This window comes from Clostridium sp. AF17-21AC, assembly GCF_003461365.1.
Lineage (GTDB): Bacteria > Bacillota > Clostridia > Lachnospirales > Lachnospiraceae > Coprococcus > Coprococcus ammoniilyticus.
Window position 1 is genome coordinate 75,444 of the sequence record NZ_QTWY01000006.1, and the last position, 17,470, is coordinate 92,913.

A 17,470-nucleotide genomic window follows, 5' to 3' on the forward strand; every position below is an offset into this window, starting at 1 on the left:
AGTGAAAAAAGGAGGTATAGTTAAGGCATAGAGACGGAGATGGAGGTGGAGCTATGTTTATAGGAAGAGAAAAAGAATTAAGTGCATTAGAAGGTTTATATAGATCAGATAAATTTGAGTTTGTTGTTATATATGGTCGTCGGCGTGTAGGAAAAACTGCGTTGATCAATCACTTTATTGATGATAAAAAGTCTATTTACTTTATGGGTGTAGAAAGCAACGAAAAGCAGAATCTGGAAAACCTGAGCAGAAGTATCATGGAATATAGCAACGATATGCCGGAAGATACATATTTTGCATCCTATCAGGCGGCACTCGAATATGTATTTAAAATATCAGAGAAAGAGCGCGTGATCTTAACAATAGATGAATATCCTTATGTAGCAAGAGAATCTAAAAGTCTGGCATCCACATTGCAGTTATTGATCGATAAATACAAAGATACATCCAGATTAATGCTTATCCTGTGCGGATCGTCCATGTCATATATGGAAGATCATGTATTGGCATATAAAGCACCGCTTTATGGAAGAAGAACGGCACAGATGAAGATCCTGCCATTTGACTTTGGAGAATGCTGCAGATGTTTTAAGAAATTGTCGGATGAAGATAAGGCGCTTATATATGGTATTGTGGGAGGAACCCCACAGTATCTTTTACAAATGAATGATAATCTGAGCATTGAGGCAAATATTAAGAATACCTTTTTAAATCCAATGTCTTTTCTATATGAAGAACCGATCAATCTGCTGAAGCAGGAGGTAAGAGAACCGGCAATTTATACGGCGATCATTACCGCGATAGCAACGGGACACTCCCGTATGTCTGAGATATCGTCAAAGGTCGGGGAAAATACCAATGTATGCGCGCGGTATCTGAAGAATCTGATCAGCCTTGGAATTATAAAGAGGGAAATGCCTTATGGTGAAACAAATTCAAAGAAAACAATTTATTCGATAGAAGATAATATGTTTAATTTCTGGTACCGGTTTGTGTTGAATAATAACTCAATCATTGTGAGGGGGGCAACGGATTTGGTATATGAGAAAATAGAAGGGCAGCTTAGTGATTATATGGGACGAATATTTGAAGAAATCTGTACACAGTATTTGTGGAAACAGCTCCTTGAAGGAAAATCTCCGGTTGAGTTTGTATCGCTTGGCCGCTGGTGGGGAAATGATGCTGTAAATAAGCGGCAGGTTGAGATTGATATCATGGGGGAACAGGATAAGAATACGGCACTTTTTGCTGAATGTAAATGGAGAAATGAAAATGTTGATCTCGATGTACTTGAAACGCTCGTTGACAGGAGTATGTTATTTCATTATTCCAAAATACGGTATTATCTGTTTTCCAAAACTGGTTTTACAAAGGGATGCATAGGTAAGGCAGAAGAGCTGGGAAATGTAACCTTGGTCAGCTACAGCGATATTATAAAAGCATTAGCATAAGGTTATTCCATCTGATTCCATCTGATTCAAGCAGAAAAAGATAGACTTTTTTGGACGTGAATGGTATGCTGTAAGGTAAGATTGTGACGGTGGAAGCCATGTTCGACAGGCGGCTTTCATCCGGAAGACAGCTGTAGGAAGGTTGTGACACATGGAGTATATATTTGTGGATTTTGAGATGAATCAGATCGATAATTCTCATCCCGATGAATTAAAAATTTGCAAAAATGAAATAATTGAAATAGGAGCTGTTAAGCTGGACGATACATATAAGGAGATTGATTCATTCAAGACTTATGTTAAGCCGGGAATTACGCCTGTGACATCCAGAATAACAAATCTTACCGGGATCACAAATGAGATGGTAGACGATGCACCGGATTTTGCGATTGCGATGGATCGGTTCATTGCATGGGGCTTAAGCGCGGATGTGATCTATGCATGGAGTGAGAATGATCTGCGGCAGTTTAACCGGGAACGCAAGTTAAAATCCTACAATAATCCGGATGCACAGAAGCTTGCATCCAAATGGAAGGATTTCCAGAAGGAATTTGCACGTATGCTTGGAACCAGAAGAAGACTGGCACTGTCAGATGCGGTATTCTATCTGGGAGAAGATTTTCAGGGAAAAGAGCATGATGCATTGTGGGATGCCAGAAATACAGCAGAAGTATTCGTTCTTTCAAAGAACAGGGAGAAGTTTGAGAAGATCATGGCTCCGATTATGAATGCTTATAAACCAAAAGAGAATATGACCTATTCCATAGGAGATGTATTTGGAAACATCAATCTGCCGGAATAAATGGTCTTGGCATGATTGAGCAGACACGTTCTATGTGCCTGCTCAAAAAAATGTAAAAAGAAAGCAGAGGAAATTGAATTTGGAACTGAATAATTCGAATATGAAAAAGCTTATAAAACTGATCATTATAACTGTATTAGTCGTATTTTGCGTATTTCGTTTTGATAAAATCTATGCCTGCGGTACATGGATCATCGGGTTGCTTATGCCGTTCGTGATTGGATTTGCGATTGCGTTCATTCTGAATGTGCCGATGAAGGGATTTGAAAATCTGTTATTCCGAAATGAAAAAAGCAGATGGTATCGGTTCCGGAGACCGGTCTGTATGGTGCTTTCCCTTATCTGCGTCGTTCTGGTGATTGCTTTTGTGATCACGATGCTGATACCGGAGGTCAGCCGGACAATTACAGCGATCGGACAGCAGTTCCCGTCTACGATGGAGGCAATTAAGAATTGGGCGGTGAATCTGGCAGCGGGATATCCGGATATCGTTGACCGGATCATGGAGATTGATATTGCATGGGATAAGGTGAGTGAGAGTGCAATCAATCTGATAAAGAATGGAAGCGGAAGCCTGTTGTCATCAACATTTAATTTTGCAACCTCTGTTGTCAGCGGTATAGTCGATTTTGTGGTTGGATTATTTTTCGCAATCTATATTCTGGCACAGAAGGAGAACTTGAAGCGTCAGACAAAGGGTCTGATATATGCGTTATTTAAAGAGAAAACAGCAGATAAGATCATCAAGACCTGCGTTATGGCAGATGAGACATTTGCAAATTTCATAACCGGACAGTGCCTGGAGGCATGTATTCTGGGCTTGATGTTCTTTGTATCCATGAGCGTCCTTAGTATTCCATATGCACTGACGGTCAGTGTTACGATTGTGGTAACGGCATTGATTCCGGTCTTTGGTGCATTTATTGGATGTGGTGTTGGTGCATTTCTCATTCTGGTTGACGATCCGAAAAAGGTACTGGTATTTTTGATCCTGTTTATCATACTGCAGCAGGTCGAGGGAAATCTGATCTATCCGCATGTGGTAGGCGGTTCCGTCGGACTTCCATCTATATGGGTGTTGGTTGCAGTTATCATTGGCGGAGATCTGATGGGAATTCTCGGTATGTTGATATTTGTACCGTTATCCTCTGTCTTATATGCACTGGTGAAGGAATTCGTACTTATGAGATTGCGGGAAAAGGGAGTCGCCTGGGAAAAGTATGGAGAACCTTACGCTTCGTCGGATGATGGCTGGAGGGAGAAACCCCGGAAGCGGAAGCAGAGACGACAGTCCAGACGCATGAAAGAGAAAAGAAGCAAGGAAAATGCCTGAGAGAAACGAGCTGGATAAAACAGGGCAAATGCCTGTTTATATAGACAAATGAAGAAAGAAGGATAATTTAAGATGTACAGAGATATAGCGAAATTGGTATTATATAGAAATCTGGGTGAGAACAGTATTCTGATGAAGCTGTCCGGGATATTTGAGGATTTTGACCGCGGAGACTGTCCGAATGCGGAGCTGGTTGCAAGGATCTACGACCAGATCAAGCGGTTGCTGGATCTTGCTACCGATTATGGATTTGACACAAATCTGTGGCACAATTATCTGGCATTTATTCTTATCACAAATGAGAATTCATTCTCTATGACGAGTGAAAAAGTGGGTGCCAATGACGGAACCGTTAATTATTTTGCAAAAAATGATTTCAAGATTTTCAAGAAGCTGTTTGATTTTGATTTCTCTGAGATCGAGGAAGCGTTGGATATTGACTGCTTCACGATCGTGAATAATTATAAAGCCATCGGCAAGAAAGAACGTATGTATAATAAGAATGTCAGCACAAAGGTACAGGATATCAGCCGTGCGATCGAAGGGGCAAAGGATGAAAATGATATCTTCAAGATCGTGACGGATTTCTATAAGGCATATGGTGTTGGAATGTTCGGACTGAACAAGGCATTCCGTATCGTTCATCCGACAAATGGAGATATGCAGTTTGTTCCGATCAATAACACAGAGGATGTTCGTCTGGATGATCTGATCGGATATGAGATCCAGAAACAGAAGATCGTGGAGAATACAGAAGCCTTTGTTGCAGGACGTAAGGCAAATAATGCGCTGTTATTTGGTGACAGCGGAACCGGAAAGTCAACAACGATCAAGGCGATCATAAATGAATATTACGATCAGGGACTTCGTATGATCGAGATCTATAAGCATCAGTTTCAGGATCTGTCTCAGGTTATTTCCCAGATCAAAAACCGTAACTATCGATTCATCATTTACATGGATGATCTGTCCTTTGAGGAGTTTGAGACAGAATACAAATATCTGAAGGCAGTCATCGAAGGTGGCCTGGAGATCAAGCCGGATAATGTTTTGATCTATGCAACCTCGAACCGTCGTCATCTGATCCGTGAGACATGGACAGATCGTACCGATCTTGAGAATAATAATGGTATGCACAAGAGTGATACGATGCAGGAGAAGCTGTCACTGGTCAATCGTTTTGGTGTTACGATCAATTACAGCAAGCCATCACAGAAGGAATATTTCCAGATCGTTGTAGGTCTGGCAGAGAAGAATGGCATCCATATGACAGAGGAGGAACTCTGCGCAGAAGCAAACAAATGGGAGCTGTCGCATGGTGGAATCTCCGGTCGTACAGCCCAGCAGTTTATCAACTATCTGGCAGGAAAACAGGAGTAATGCAATATGACAAAAAAAGAAAAGCAGCAGGTCGCGGAGATCTGCCGGATCTTGAATGAGACATATGGAACAGATTACAAGTGTTATCTGAATCATGAAAATGCATGGCAGCTTCTGATCGCAACGATGCTGTCGGCACAATGTACAGATGCCAGAGTAAACATTGTAACAAAAGATCTGTTCGTGAAATATCCTACCTTGCAGGCATTCGCCGATGCAGATATCAAGGAATTGGAAAAGGATATTTACTCGACCGGATTTTATAAGAATAAAGCGAAGAATATAATTGGCTGTGCAAAGAAGCTTATCAGTGATTATGGCGGGGAAGTGCCGAGTGATATCGAGAGCCTGACAAAATTAGACGGTGTTGGAAGAAAAACCGCAAATGTGATCCGTGGCAATATCTACCACGAGCCAAGTATCGTCGTTGATACACATGTAAAACGTATTTCCAGGCTGCTTGGGCTGACAGATAGTGATGATCCGGTGAAGATCGAACATGAGCTTATGGAAAAGCTTCCAAAGGAACAGTGGATCTTATATAATATTCAGATCATTACGCTTGGAAGAACGATCTGTATCGCCAGACGACCAAAATGTGCCGAATGCGCGTTGAATCATGTATGTCCATCGGCAAATGTAACGGAATAAGCAGTTGGCAGAATCCGGCACAAATGCTAAATTGCTATAAAATAATGCTATTATATCTGGACAAAGTGAAAATTCAGCGTTAATCTATACATGATGTCGCTGCATAAGACGGGAAAAGGTCTGATGTGGGGCGGATAATATCAGAAAATTATAAGTTTAAAATATAAAGGAGAAATGGGAAATGATCAATTTAAGCAGTTCAAAGGGTAAAAAGGTAGCATCTGCAATTATAGTTGGAATCCTGGTAGCAGCTATGGTAATCGGTATGCTTGCATATGCATTCTAAAAGGTATCAGGGATGAATAAAGAAAAGTTTCGATTTATACAGCAGAAGCGGTCAATCTTAAGATCGTTGAATAAACAGGAACATTCTGACGTAACACAAGCCGGCATAGGAGATGACTATAGCCGGCTTGTGTTGTTGGATAGTGAGCTTGCAGTAACGGAAGGACTCTGCCTTGCAAATGCACTGGGTACGGTGACTTCGGATGTTATCAAACAATATAATAAATTACGGCTTGGCGGGTATCAGCCATTTGCACTTACAGATACGGTTATGATGCCGGAAAATGACGAGAAGAAGATGAAGAAGATCCTGCGGGAGCTTTCTGATCTTGCGAAGGAGCTTCATGTAGATGTCGTGTATGGAGATACCGCGATCAGCGGGATATTCAAGGAGCCTGCGGTAACTGTAACGATGTATGGACGAAAGATATCGCAGGGCGAGAAAAATGCAAAGATCAAGCCGGATATGGATATCGTTATGTGCGGACAGACCGGCATCCTTGGAACCCTGCTTCGGGTAAGGGAAAGAAAAGAAGAGCTTCTGACCAGATATTCTGAGGAATATCTTCGCACAGCAGAGCAATTTGACCGGTTATTACTTATGAAGAATCAGGGAGATATTGCGATGGCATGTGGCAGTATATATGCACGCCACATCTCAACAGAAGGAGTATATGGCGCATTATGGGAACTGGCAGAGGCTGGAAATGTCGGGCTTCGGATCAGCCATGACCATATACCGATCATGCAGGAAACCATTGAGATCTGTGAATTTACAGGGGATGATCCATACCGGATCGATGGATGTGGAGCAGCGTTATTTGTCACAGCAGATGGTGGAATGTTAAGTAATCGTCTGTATGAAGCCGGATTTGAGGCTGCTGTGATCGGCAGAACAACAACCGGACATGACCGCGTGATCATCCATGACGGAGAGGAAAGCTTTTTGACACCATAAGAGCGAAGGGAGAAAAACATGTTAAATATCGTACTTCATGAGCCGGAGATGCCGGCAAATACAGGAAATATAGGACGTACCTGTGTGGCAGCAGGTGCAAGACTTCATTTGATCGAGCCTCTGGGCTTTCAGATCAACGAGAAGCAGTTAAAGCGTGCGGGTTTGGATTATTGGGACAAATTAGATGTAACGATCTATGATGATTTCAATGATTTCCTTGAAAAGAATCCGGGCGCAAAGATCTATATGGCAACGACCAAATCCAAACAGAAATATACAGATGTAAACTATGAGGAAGATGCCTATATCATGTTTGGAAAAGAGAGCGCAGGAATTCCGGAGGAGATTCTGTTAGACTATAAGGAAACAGCAGTCAGGATTCCGATGTTCCCGGAGATCCGTTCCCTGAATCTGGCAAATTCTGTAGCAATCGTGTTATATGAGGCACTCAGACAGCAGGGCTTCCCAGAGCTTGAGACGAAGGGACAGCTTCACCATTATGAGTGGTAAAAAGGAGTATTTATGAGTACATACATGGTAGATGGAAAGAAAATGATGAATATCTGTATCCTTGAGATTCTTCGGAAATATACGGATTCCGAACATACAATGGATCAGAAGGATATCATAAAGAAGCTGGAAACCGAATATGGAATGAAGGTTGACCGGAAATCCGTCAAGAGCAATCTGATGAATCTGGTGGATTTTGGTTATAATCTGGAATGTACGGAGATTGAACGTGAAAATAAAAACGGAGAGACCGAGATCCTGACAAAGGACTGGTATTACAATCATGAATTTGATGATGCTGAGCTTAGAATGTTGATCGACAGTATTTTATTTTCAAAGACGATACCGAGAAATCAGGCACAGGAGCTGATCGAGAAGATCAAGGGGCTTTCGAATGTGTATTTCAGTGCGAAGGTACAGCATGTGTGCAATCTGCCGGGGTTATCACATACCGATAACCGTCAGACCATGTTAAATGTTGAGATGATCGATGATGCGATCAGTGAGGGCAAGAAGGTTGCATTTCTCTATAACACCTATGGTATCGATAAACAGCTTCATCCAAGAAAGGATACGAAGTATATCGTAAATCCATATCAGATGGTTGCAAATGAGGGCAAATATTATCTGATCTGCAATTATGATAAATATGACAATCTGTCGAATTACCGGATCGATCGTATGACGGAGATTGAGATATTAGATGAAAAGGTCAAGGATAAAAGTCTGGTAAAAGGGATGGAGCATGGACTGAATCTGCCACAGCATATGGCGGAACATCTCTACATGTTCAGTGATCCCGCAGCTACGATTGTATTAAAGGTTCAGAAAGGGAATATGGGTGATATTGTAGACTGGTTTGATAAGAACTTTGAAGTGTTGTCACCAAAATTTGTTCAGAACAATTATCCAGATAACTTTAATCCTGAGACAGATGCCAATAAGGCGTTTATCCGTGTGACCTGCAGTCAGAATGCCATGTTTCACTGGGCGATGCAGTACGGAACCAGCGTAGAGGTCATAGAGCCTGCAGATCTCCGCGAGCGTATCCGTGATGCTGTAAATGAGATGGCAGAGAGATATAAATAATGCCTCCTATTAATGGAGACATTATGAGTAAGACATAAAATAAAGCCCCACCCGCTCTTGCCACTATGCTAGGTAGGAATTGAAACATCAGTGAAACTTTCGTTATGAGGTTTGCACTAGCTGTCAGCATCAAGCCCTTGTTTGAGCCTTATAAGGCGAGTTTGGGCGACTGCTGACAAATCAGCGTGCGAACCGAATAGAAAGTGTAGCGAGTTTCAACTCCCACCCATCATAGAGGCAAGAGCGGACGGGGCTTTTTGTTAGTCCTTCTTAATACGGAACTTTCCGTTGGAGATATATTGTGTATCTTCTTCTTTTTTCACATGCACGGCCTTGATCGGAACCTGCATTTCCTTCTGCATAGGGAGAGAGAAAATGAATTCACTTCCTTCGCCAACCTTACTGGTGAGGGTGATATTCTCACCATGCGCCTTGATGATCTCTTTTGTGATGGCAAGTCCGAGACCGGTTCCGGTCTTATCCTTTCCGCGGCTTGGATCCGTTTTATAGAAACGGTCAAATACTTTCTTGATCGATTCCGGTGGAATTCCGACACCCTCATCCTTGACACTGACAAAGATTTTATCGGATTTTTCTGTGACCTGAACCGTAATCTGCCTGCCTTCCGGGGTGAATTTGATCGCATTGTCAACCAGATTGTAGATAACCTGCTGGATTCTTGTACGATCCGCATAGACAATGGTATTGTCGGTATGGAAGATTGCATGCAGATAAATGCCTTTGTCCTGGCAACGACCTTCAAAGGTGTTGATCGTAGGAAGAATAATGCTCTTGATATCAAAATTCGACTTATCAAGCTGGAGATCAAAGGAGTCGAAGTTGTTCAGTTCCAGAAGTCCCTGTGTCAGCTTGGTCAGACGCTTTGTCTCATTTAATACGATCTGTAGATATTTCTCATGCTTATCCGGTGGAATCGTTCCATCGATCATGGCTTCGATATATCCCTTGATCGAGGTCAGAGGAGAACGGAAGTCGTGGGATATATTGGAAATGAAAGACTTTCGGTATTCATTGGAACGACTCAGCTCGTCTGCCATTTCCTCCATATATCGTGCAAGTTCACCAAATTCGTTATCGGTATGCACATCAATTCGCGCATTGAAATTTCCGGCGGCATACTGCTTGGAGGTTGCAATGATTTCACGGATTGGTTTTAATGTACTGTTCGTGATCAGCATTAAGGCGATCAGAGACAACACCACAATGACCAGAAATGGCATATAGGTGGATGCAAATGTTTTCTGCGCAATATCCTTGATAAACTGCAGTGACAAGTGAATGGACAGCAGTCCTGCATAGGATTTATCCTGATAAACAGGGGTACTGAGGCTTAAGGTTTTGGCTGAAAAGCAGCCGTTCAGCGTACCGGTTTTTACTGTCTGGGAATATATATCCGTCCGGTCATAAAAATCAGTGATCATCATATCTTTTGCAGCAGGACTTTCACTGTTTGAACAGTATATGATCTCGCCATTTGCAGTAGAAAGCCAGATCTCTGCGTTCATATCAGCAGCATGTTCATCCAGCTTCTGATAAAACGTATCCTTATCGATCAGGCCGTTCATATAATCCGTTACGGTGGTGCTGATGATAAGCTTGGATTCTGTTTTCAGATTTTGTTCTGTGTTGCTTAGCAGCTTTGACTGTGTCATATTGACGGTATACAGAGCAAGTACACTGAAGATTACAATGACCAGCAGGACAAAGCCGACAACAATCTTATCAAAAATCGTTTTTTTCATGGTCATTTAACCTCAAATTTGTAACCGATTCCCCATACTGTAAAAATGGACCAGTTATATTTATCGGTCAGTTTTTCGCGCAGACGTTTGATGTGTACATCAACGGTACGGGTGTCACCGACATATTCGTAGCCCCATAATTTGTCCAGAAGCTGTTCTCTGGTAAATACCTGATTTGGACGGCTTGCAAGGAAATACAGCAGTTCCAGTTCTTTTGGCGGCATTTCCAGATTTTTGCCCTCTAATGTAACGGTATAATTTGAAATATTAACGACCAGATTATCATACTCGACATAGGTGCCGATATGATCGGCATTTGTCGGATTATAGTTCTGGAAATTATCCGTCCGTGAGTTGCAGCGGCGAAGCAATGCACCGACACGGGCAACCAGTTCGTTGGAATCAAAGGGTTTTACGATGTAATCATCGGCACCGATCTTAAGTCCGAGCACCTTGTCAAATACCTCACCTTTTGCGGATAACATGATGATCGGTACATTGGACTGCTTTCTGATTTCCGTACATACCTGATAGCCGTCCATGCCCGGAAGCATGACATCTAATAGGATGAGATTTGGCATAAATTCGACAAATGCCTCCAAGGCAGAAGCTCCGTCTGCGGCAATCTGTGTTTCATAACATTCTTTATTCAGATAAAGGGAGATCAGTTCGGCGATGTTTTCGTCATCGTCAACGATCAATATTTTTTCTTTGTCCATATAGTTCTCCTTGTTGTTGTGTATTTTATAACTCTACAATCGTAACGCCGGCTTCGCCCTCACCGTACTCACCCAGACGGAAGGATTTGACGTATGACTGCTTGCGCAGATAGTCATGGATGCCTTTTCTGAGTGCTCCGGTGCCTTTTCCATGGATGATCCTTACCTTGTGCAGGTGTGCCATCATGGCATCATCGAGATAACGGTCAACCAAAGAGGTAGCTTCGGCTACAGTCATACCGAGTACATTGATCTCTGGCTGAATGTTTAAAGCCTTGCCCATTCCACGTTTATTATTAATCGATACCTGAGCGTTGTTCTGCTTTGGTGTCTCGATGATCACAAGATCAGAAGCAGGAAGCAGAGAGCTTAAGATGCCCATCTGAACCTTGATATTTCCCTTTGAATCAGCAGGAGCAGTAACCGTTCCTGTTGTATCCATGCTGATAACATGCACGGTGTCTCCGGCTTTGAAATCCTTTGCCGTATGATGGGAGGTCATGGATTTGCGTTTTTCCGGCGTCATCTTCCGGTAATCGTCCATCTTGGTGCGGAGTTTTTTCCGCTCATTCTCCATCGTGCTCGCATCTGCTTTATGAGGATTTGTTGTCCATTTATTATATTTTTTAATGGCTGAATCCGCCATTTCCTTTGCTTCTTCCAGAATATCCGCCGCTTCCTCTCTTGCATCTGCAAGGATCTGGGCTTTCTTGGCAGAGAGTTCGTCATCCTTTGCCTTTGCCCGTTCCTTAAGCTGTCTGGCTTCTTCCTTGAACCGAGCAATCTCCGCTTTGTCGCGTTCGATTTCTTTTCGGCTGTTTTCCAGATCGGACAGCAGTGTTTCAAAATCAACCTTGTTGCTGTCGATATTTGTCTTTGCCCGTTCGATGATATCGTCGGATAAGCCTAATTTCTTAGATATTGCAAATGCATTTGATTTGCCGGGAATACCGATGATGAGCCGGTAGGTCGGCATCAATGTCGCTACATCGAATTCACAGCTTGCATTCTGAACGCCCGGAGTCGACATGGCAAATAATTTCAGTTCACTGTAGTGCGTGGTAGCCATGCAGCGGATGCCCTGATCGTTTAAGCTGCTTAAGATCGCAATCGCAAGTGCTGCACCCTCGACCGGATCGGTTCCACCGCCAAGCTCATCGAAAAGGCACAGTGTGTTCGGTGTCACATGGTTCATAATATATACGACATTGCTCATGTGGGAGGAGAAGGTCGAGAGACTCTGCTCGATGCTCTGTTCATCTCCGATATCAGCAAATACATCATCAAATACATTCAACCTGGAACCATCCAGTGCCGGAATATGAAGACCGGACTGTCCCATCAGAGTAAACAGACCTAGTGTTTTTAAGGATACGGTCTTACCACCGGTATTCGGACCGGTAATGATCAGCAGATTATAGTCCTCGCCCAGCTTGATGTCGACCGGAACAACGGTGTGTTTGTCTAAAAGTGGGTGGCGCCCCTGTTTAATGTCCACGATACCGTCCGTATTAAAGATCGGTTCGGTTCCCTTATAGGATCTTGCAAAATTCGCTCTGGCAAATATAAAGTCCAGATCGGTCAATGTCTCAAAGTCAAATTTTATATTTTCGTATTCAGATGCTGCCTGTGCCGACAGGTTCTCAAGAATCTTTTCGATCTCTGCCAGCTCCTGATTATCCAGCTCTTTTAACTGGTTGTTCAGATTAACTACCGCCAGAGGTTCGATAAATACAGTATTTCCACTGGAAGATTGGTCATGGATCATACCCGGGAAACTGTTCTTGTATTCCTGCTTGACCGGGATACAGTATCTTCCGTTACGCATCGTGATCAGGTTATCCTGAAACATCGTCTGCTTGCTCTGGTCAGTTACAAGTTTGTTCAACTGGTTATGTAACTTTTCATTTGTCAGTTTTTTGTTCCGCCTGACTGCCTTCAGACCGGACGATGCATCGTCTGCGATCTCGGATTCTGACAGGATACAGCGGTGGATCTCCTGACTTAAATGTTCCAGCGGAACAAGCTCCATGAAGCGGGAGTAGAGGCTGTCATGTGCCTTTTCCTCGTTGTCATCGCCGCTGCCATATTGTCTGGCGGATAGTGCCATATCAAGGACACTTCCGATATCTAACAGTTCCTTGATGCCGAGTGCTCCCTGCACCTCCAGTCGCTTGATCGAAGCGCCGATATCACGGAGACCGGCAAATGACAGGTTGCCCTGTGTATTCAGCCGGATCAGCGCATCTCTTGTTTCCTGCTGTAAGGTCTGGATCAGTACCGGATCCTTGCGGGGCTTCAGGCGTTCACATTTTCGTTTTGCCATCGGGGATGCCGCGTAGGAGGTCAGCATTTCTACAATTTTATTATATTCTAAAAGTCTTAAAGTCCTTAAATTCATATCATTTTCTCCATCTTAAATGCACAAATACGCATACACAATCCATTATAAACAGTTTGCCTGTGACTGTCCAGTGTGGGATACGCACAATAGACGTGCCTTAATTAAGTTTTTGCTGTGTTACCGACACTATGGCTGATAGGGGTACATAACAAGACTTGCAATATTTCTATTCGGTTCGCACATTTATGAACCAGCAGTCGCCCAAACTCTCAGACATATGTTTATAGGAAAATTCTTTTATTAATTTCCCCTGGCATATTGACGACTCTTTTTTTTTTATAATGTTTATGCCATTTTTTCAGGTTAGATCGGCTTGTGAAAATAGGGCAGAGATATTGATGAAAATAAATATGAAAATGTAATGTGGGGTGAGAGAAAAAAGGACGGGTCAATAAGTAAAAAGTAAGGATACTGTAGAAAATCGTAAGTAACAAGGAGGAGAAAAGAAAATGATACAAAAGAAGATAAGAAGCCTGATCTATGCAGGCTTGGGATTGGTTCTGTGTGTATTGCTGTGTGGCGGAATCGGCATGACATCGCAGGCAGCAAAGACGAAAACATATGGTGATTTTACATATGAAGAAGGTAAGAATGCATTCAAGGGCATAAATAAGAATGTAACCATTACAGTGAAAGGTACAAAGAAAGCAAAGACAGCTTTAAAGAAACAGTTGAAAAAGAAATCCATCGGATATGTAAAGACATGGAAGATTAAATAATTATAAACTTGTTTTCCTTTCTGATATCCGTTACAATCAAACTTGGAGAGACGGAGGCAATATACAAAGCTAAAATATGCATGTTATTCTGTTCTATCGGGAAAGGAGAGGGAACATGAATAACGAAATTGTATATTCCTCCAAGGCTACTGATCAGAAAGCACAGTATGATGCTAGTGCTAAGCGGCTGCTTGGACAGAAGATCATACTGGCGCATATACTGATCAGGGTAGTAGATGAATTTAAAGGTATGGATGCAGATACGGTTGCATCATTGATCGAAGGGGAACCGTATATCAGCCAGATTCCGGTTGAACCCGGATTAACGAACAAAGATACGGTGGATGCCAGAACCGGTGAACGAATTGTCGGGTTGAATACTGAGAATTCTGAGATTGATGAAGGAAAGGTATATTTTGATATTGTCTTCTATGTACGGATGCGGGATGGACTGGCAAAAATGATCATCAATCTGGAGGCCCAGAAAAATGAATCGACAAAATATCATATCTTAAATCGGGCAATCTTTTACACTGCAAGACTGGTGTCATCCCAGAAAGAGCGGGAATTTACGGGTTCCGATTATAACGAGATCAAACAGGTGTATTCCATCTGGATCTGTATGAATATGAAAGAGAATAGTCTGAGTCATATTCATATGGTAAAGGATGATTTACTTGGCGAACAGGACTGGAAAGGCAATCTGGATATCCCTAACATTGTGATGATCGGGCTGGCAAAGGAGATTCCGCCAAAGGAAGAACAATATGAATTGCATCGATTGCTTGGAACGCTATTGTCACAGACAATGAAGGCAGAACAAAAATTAAAGCTTATGAAACAGGAGTATGACATACCGGTAGACAGACGTAGTATAAGGAAAGAGGTGAATATTATGTGTAATCTGAGTGAAGGCGTAGAAGAAATGGGATATGCGAAGGGCGAAGCCGCTGGCAGGGCAGAAGGCGAAAAAATAGGTGAAGCACGAGGCAAGGCCATTGGAAGATCGGAAGAAAGATCTGATATTGTCCTGAAAATGCATGAGAAAGGCTACTCCTTAGAGCAGATCATGGATGTAACCGATATGAGTGAAGCGGAAATTAAGGCAATTATAGGATAAGAGCATAAGTAGAACGGATAACATGTATATTTTAGTAGAAGTCCAGATATGGCAGAAATGCTGTATTTGGACTTTTTTCGTTGAAATATAAATTAATAAGAAAAAATGAGAAAAGGCAGGCTAAGAGCTCCGGCAAAATTTCCATGCATAGACTTGCAAAGCAGGACATATAAATAATGGTATAGAGATTGACAAGGGTAAAGATAGAGCCGAAAAATGACATTGTGAAGGGAGCGGTGAGATGAGAGGACAAAGATGGCTGCGTATTCTGGCAGGGGTGTTGACTGTGGTAGTTGGGCTGAGTTTGTTTGCCGGATGCAGTTTTTATAAGGTGAAAGAAGATGGTGAAGCGCTGACTTACGATATCTGTGACGACACCATGCTGCCGGAGGAGTTGTTGAGCGTCATTAACAGCAAAAAAGAAGAACCGTTTAATCTGACATATTCAAACAACACTTACACATATATTGTGATCTGCAGCGGCAGGCAGAATCGGGATGATGTTGGCGTGGTTGTAGATAAGATGTATATGGATGAAAATGCTATTTACATCGAATCGGTTCTTAGGCAGACGGCGACACCATCAGATGCAGTAAGTAAGGATACGGTATCGTATCCATATATAGTTCTTCGGATCGCACGGACAACGACACCGGTTGTATTTAAAAATTAGAAAATAGTATGGGGGTATCATATGGAACTTGTAAAAAATAAACTCAGTACAACGATTTTAAAGACTTCTAAGTATTCGCAGTTTACGATCAATGATGATTTTAATGTACCGGATGCAAAAGACGATATGGAACGGATCATTGCAAGTACAGGAAATGTCCTTTTAGATGATGTAGAGACATTGGAGAATAAGGTGCGGATATCAGGAACAGTTGTATTTAAAGTCCTGTATCAGACAGTTGGTGAAGATGTTCGGTTTGAAACCTATGAGGGTGATGTTCCATTTGAGGAATCCATCAATATGGATGGCATACTTGCCGGTGATAAGGTCGATGTCAGCTGCGTGCTGGAAGATCTGTACATAACCATGATCAATTCAAGAAAATTTGAAGTTCGCGGGCTGGTTGGCATGAAACTGTGGGCTATGGATTCCGTAGAGCTGTCCGGGGCAACCGGATTGTTAAACGGATCGGGAATCGAATGCAGGAATGAGCAGATTCCATTTACCAATAATGTGGCATCTGTAAAAGATATATTGAAGGTAAAAGAAGATTTCGAGATCGCTGCCAATAAACCAAACATCGGTCGGGTGCTTTGGAGCCGGGTGTCCTTCTATGGCATCGAGACAAAGGTTGTAGATGGGGGAATAAATATGAAAGGACAGATGGACCTGTTTGTAATCTATCTGGCGGAGGAGCCCGGCGTACCAATGCAGTATCTGAATGAGAGCCGGGAATTTGAAGGCCTGATCCCGTGTGAAGAAGCAAATGAAGGCATGATCCTGGATGACCGCATTACGATGGGAAAAGGAGAAGTCAGTGTGCGTGCGGACAATGACGGAGAAGACCGCGTGCTTCAGGTTGAATATAATCTCCATACAGATATGAAGATTTACGAAGATATGGAGCTTTCTATCATTGGGGATATGTTCTCCCCATCGGCAAATGTAGAAACGATCTGTGAACGGTTCCCATTTGAGAATCTCCAGATAAAGAATAATGCCAAGACAAAGGTCGTACATAAAGAGCGGATCAAGAGCAGCTTCCCGAAGATCCTGCAGATCGTATATGCAACCGGAACGGTTGAGATCGATGAGGTAAAAGCAGGAGAGGACAGCATTGATATATCAGGTGCGGTAAAAGCTGAAATACTCTATGTATCAGCAGAGGATAGCAAGCCGTTACAGCAGATTGAAACGGCGATACCATTCAATTATCAGGTGGAATCCGTACCATTTGTCAATCAGGATTCGATCCGCATCAATCCATCCGTTGATCAGATTACAGCCCAGATGCTGAATTCCGATGAGGTGGAGATCAAGGCGGTGATCAATATGAATGTGACGGTATTTGCACCTGGGTCGGTGGATGTCATTACTGATATGAATATCCTGCCGATCGACTGGAATAAGAAAGCTGCCATGCCGGGTATGGTTGGATATGTTGTAAAAGAAGGCGACAGCATCTGGTCTATTGCCAAAGAATATTTTTCCAGCCTGGATTCCATCCGAACCATCAACCATCTGGAAAGCGACGAGGTAACACCGGGTGAGAAATTATTAATTGTAAAATGTTAGCAATATAAAAATCCCTGCCCGTTTCCGGCACGATGGTG

General features: G+C 42.6%; 15 protein-coding genes. 12 read left to right on the forward strand and 3 right to left on the reverse strand.

All coding sequences use genetic code 11. The annotated features are described in order from the left end of the window. The first annotated feature begins 53 nt into the window (after positions 1-53). The 8 genes from DWW85_RS09945 to DWW85_RS09980 all read left to right on the forward strand — a co-directional run bounded on the left by DWW85_RS09945 (position 54) and on the right by DWW85_RS09980 (position 8,459). Positions 54-1,451 carry an ATP-binding protein gene (locus DWW85_RS09945; protein WP_117808531.1) on the forward strand — a complete coding sequence of 466 codons (1,398 nt, stop codon included), beginning with the start codon at positions 54-56 and terminating at the stop codon, positions 1,449-1,451. A gap of 151 nt (positions 1,452-1,602) precedes the next feature. Continuing rightward, positions 1,603-2,253, forward strand: coding sequence for a 3'-5' exonuclease (locus tag DWW85_RS09950; protein WP_117784669.1), 651 nt, complete (start codon positions 1,603-1,605; stop codon positions 2,251-2,253). A 79-nt stretch (positions 2,254-2,332) separates the two neighbouring features. Next, the gene (locus DWW85_RS09955) at positions 2,333-3,586 is read left to right on the forward strand and encodes an AI-2E family transporter (protein ID WP_242996157.1); all 1,254 of its coding nucleotides are present in this window, start codon (positions 2,333-2,335) and stop codon (positions 3,584-3,586) included. Positions 3,587-3,658: 72 nt separating this feature from the next. After that, a complete protein-coding gene (locus tag DWW85_RS09960; protein ID WP_008400495.1) occupies positions 3,659-4,966 on the forward strand; it encodes an ATP-binding protein in 1,308 nt (435 codons plus the stop codon). Positions 4,967-4,972: 6 nt separating this feature from the next. Beyond that, positions 4,973-5,617, forward strand: coding sequence for an endonuclease III (gene nth, locus DWW85_RS09965; RefSeq protein WP_117808533.1), 645 nt, complete (start codon positions 4,973-4,975; stop codon positions 5,615-5,617). A gap of 298 nt (positions 5,618-5,915) precedes the next feature. Further along, positions 5,916-6,860 (forward strand): AIR synthase family protein, encoded by a 945-nt coding sequence (locus DWW85_RS09970; RefSeq protein WP_117808534.1) that lies wholly within the window; start codon positions 5,916-5,918, stop codon positions 6,858-6,860. A gap of 18 nt (positions 6,861-6,878) precedes the next feature. Further along, positions 6,879-7,370, forward strand: a complete 492-nt coding sequence (trmL, locus tag DWW85_RS09975) for a tRNA (uridine(34)/cytosine(34)/5-carboxymethylaminomethyluridine(34)-2'-O)-methyltransferase TrmL (protein ID WP_117808535.1) — start codon at positions 6,879-6,881, stop codon at positions 7,368-7,370. Between the two features lie 12 nt (positions 7,371-7,382). Further along, a complete protein-coding gene (locus tag DWW85_RS09980) occupies positions 7,383-8,459 on the forward strand; it encodes a WYL domain-containing protein (RefSeq protein WP_242996158.1) in 1,077 nt (358 codons plus the stop codon). 260 nt (positions 8,460-8,719) lie between these two features. Here DWW85_RS09980 and DWW85_RS09985 read toward each other — a convergent pair whose 3' ends face one another. The 3 genes from DWW85_RS09985 to DWW85_RS09995 are packed head-to-tail and all read right to left on the reverse strand — an operon-like array spanning position 8,720 to position 13,342. Next, positions 8,720-10,222 carry a HAMP domain-containing sensor histidine kinase gene (locus DWW85_RS09985; protein ID WP_117808536.1) on the reverse strand — a complete coding sequence of 501 codons (1,503 nt, stop codon included), beginning with the start codon at positions 10,220-10,222 and terminating at the stop codon, positions 8,720-8,722. Between the two features lie 2 nt (positions 10,223-10,224). After that, the gene (locus tag DWW85_RS09990; RefSeq protein ID WP_117808537.1) at positions 10,225-10,941 is read right to left on the reverse strand and encodes a response regulator transcription factor; all 717 of its coding nucleotides are present in this window, start codon (positions 10,939-10,941) and stop codon (positions 10,225-10,227) included. A 25-nt stretch (positions 10,942-10,966) separates the two neighbouring features. Next, positions 10,967-13,342: an endonuclease MutS2 gene (locus DWW85_RS09995; RefSeq protein WP_117808538.1), complete on the reverse strand. Its 2,376-nt coding sequence runs from the start codon at positions 13,340-13,342 to the stop codon at positions 10,967-10,969. 452 nt (positions 13,343-13,794) lie between these two features. Here DWW85_RS09995 and DWW85_RS12980 point away from each other — a divergent pair, with 452 nt between their 5' ends. The 4 genes from DWW85_RS12980 to DWW85_RS10015 all read left to right on the forward strand — a co-directional run bounded on the left by DWW85_RS12980 (position 13,795) and on the right by DWW85_RS10015 (position 17,432). After that, positions 13,795-14,064 carry a hypothetical protein gene (locus DWW85_RS12980; protein ID WP_242996160.1) on the forward strand — a complete coding sequence of 90 codons (270 nt, stop codon included), beginning with the start codon at positions 13,795-13,797 and terminating at the stop codon, positions 14,062-14,064. A gap of 115 nt (positions 14,065-14,179) precedes the next feature. After that, positions 14,180-15,184: a PD-(D/E)XK nuclease family transposase gene (locus DWW85_RS10005; protein WP_117808539.1), complete on the forward strand. Its 1,005-nt coding sequence runs from the start codon at positions 14,180-14,182 to the stop codon at positions 15,182-15,184. Between the two features lie 241 nt (positions 15,185-15,425). Then, the gene (locus DWW85_RS10010) at positions 15,426-15,857 is read left to right on the forward strand and encodes a protease complex subunit PrcB family protein (RefSeq protein ID WP_008400482.1); all 432 of its coding nucleotides are present in this window, start codon (positions 15,426-15,428) and stop codon (positions 15,855-15,857) included. A gap of 21 nt (positions 15,858-15,878) precedes the next feature. Then, positions 15,879-17,432, forward strand: coding sequence for an SPOCS domain-containing protein (locus DWW85_RS10015; protein ID WP_117808540.1), 1,554 nt, complete (start codon positions 15,879-15,881; stop codon positions 17,430-17,432). Positions 17,433-17,470: the final 38 nt, after the last annotated feature.

Bases quoted from the DNA above. Each gene is read 5' to 3' on its own strand.
- nth (WP_117808533.1), top strand. From the start codon at position 4,973: ATGACAAAAAAAGAAAAGCAGCAGGTCGCGGAGATCTGCCGGATCTTG.
- DWW85_RS09945 (WP_117808531.1), top strand. From the start codon at position 54: ATGTTTATAGGAAGAGAAAAAGAATTAAGTGCATTAGAAGGTTTATAT.
- DWW85_RS09985 (WP_117808536.1), bottom strand. From the start codon at position 10,222: ATGAAAAAAACGATTTTTGATAAGATTGTTGTCGGCTTTGTCCTGCTG.
- DWW85_RS09960 (WP_008400495.1), top strand. From the start codon at position 3,659: ATGTACAGAGATATAGCGAAATTGGTATTATATAGAAATCTGGGTGAG.
- DWW85_RS09950 (WP_117784669.1), top strand. From the start codon at position 1,603: ATGGAGTATATATTTGTGGATTTTGAGATGAATCAGATCGATAATTCT.
- trmL (WP_117808535.1), top strand. From the start codon at position 6,879: ATGTTAAATATCGTACTTCATGAGCCGGAGATGCCGGCAAATACAGGA.
- DWW85_RS10005 (WP_117808539.1), top strand. From the start codon at position 14,180: ATGAATAACGAAATTGTATATTCCTCCAAGGCTACTGATCAGAAAGCA.
- DWW85_RS09980 (WP_242996158.1), top strand. From the start codon at position 7,383: ATGAGTACATACATGGTAGATGGAAAGAAAATGATGAATATCTGTATC.
- DWW85_RS12980 (WP_242996160.1), top strand. From the start codon at position 13,795: ATGATACAAAAGAAGATAAGAAGCCTGATCTATGCAGGCTTGGGATTG.
- DWW85_RS09990 (WP_117808537.1), bottom strand. From the start codon at position 10,941: ATGGACAAAGAAAAAATATTGATCGTTGACGATGACGAAAACATCGCC.
- DWW85_RS10010 (WP_008400482.1), top strand. From the start codon at position 15,426: ATGAGAGGACAAAGATGGCTGCGTATTCTGGCAGGGGTGTTGACTGTG.
- DWW85_RS09995 (WP_117808538.1), bottom strand. From the start codon at position 13,342: ATGAATTTAAGGACTTTAAGACTTTTAGAATATAATAAAATTGTAGAA.
- DWW85_RS10015 (WP_117808540.1), top strand. From the start codon at position 15,879: ATGGAACTTGTAAAAAATAAACTCAGTACAACGATTTTAAAGACTTCT.
- DWW85_RS09970 (WP_117808534.1), top strand. From the start codon at position 5,916: ATGAATAAAGAAAAGTTTCGATTTATACAGCAGAAGCGGTCAATCTTA.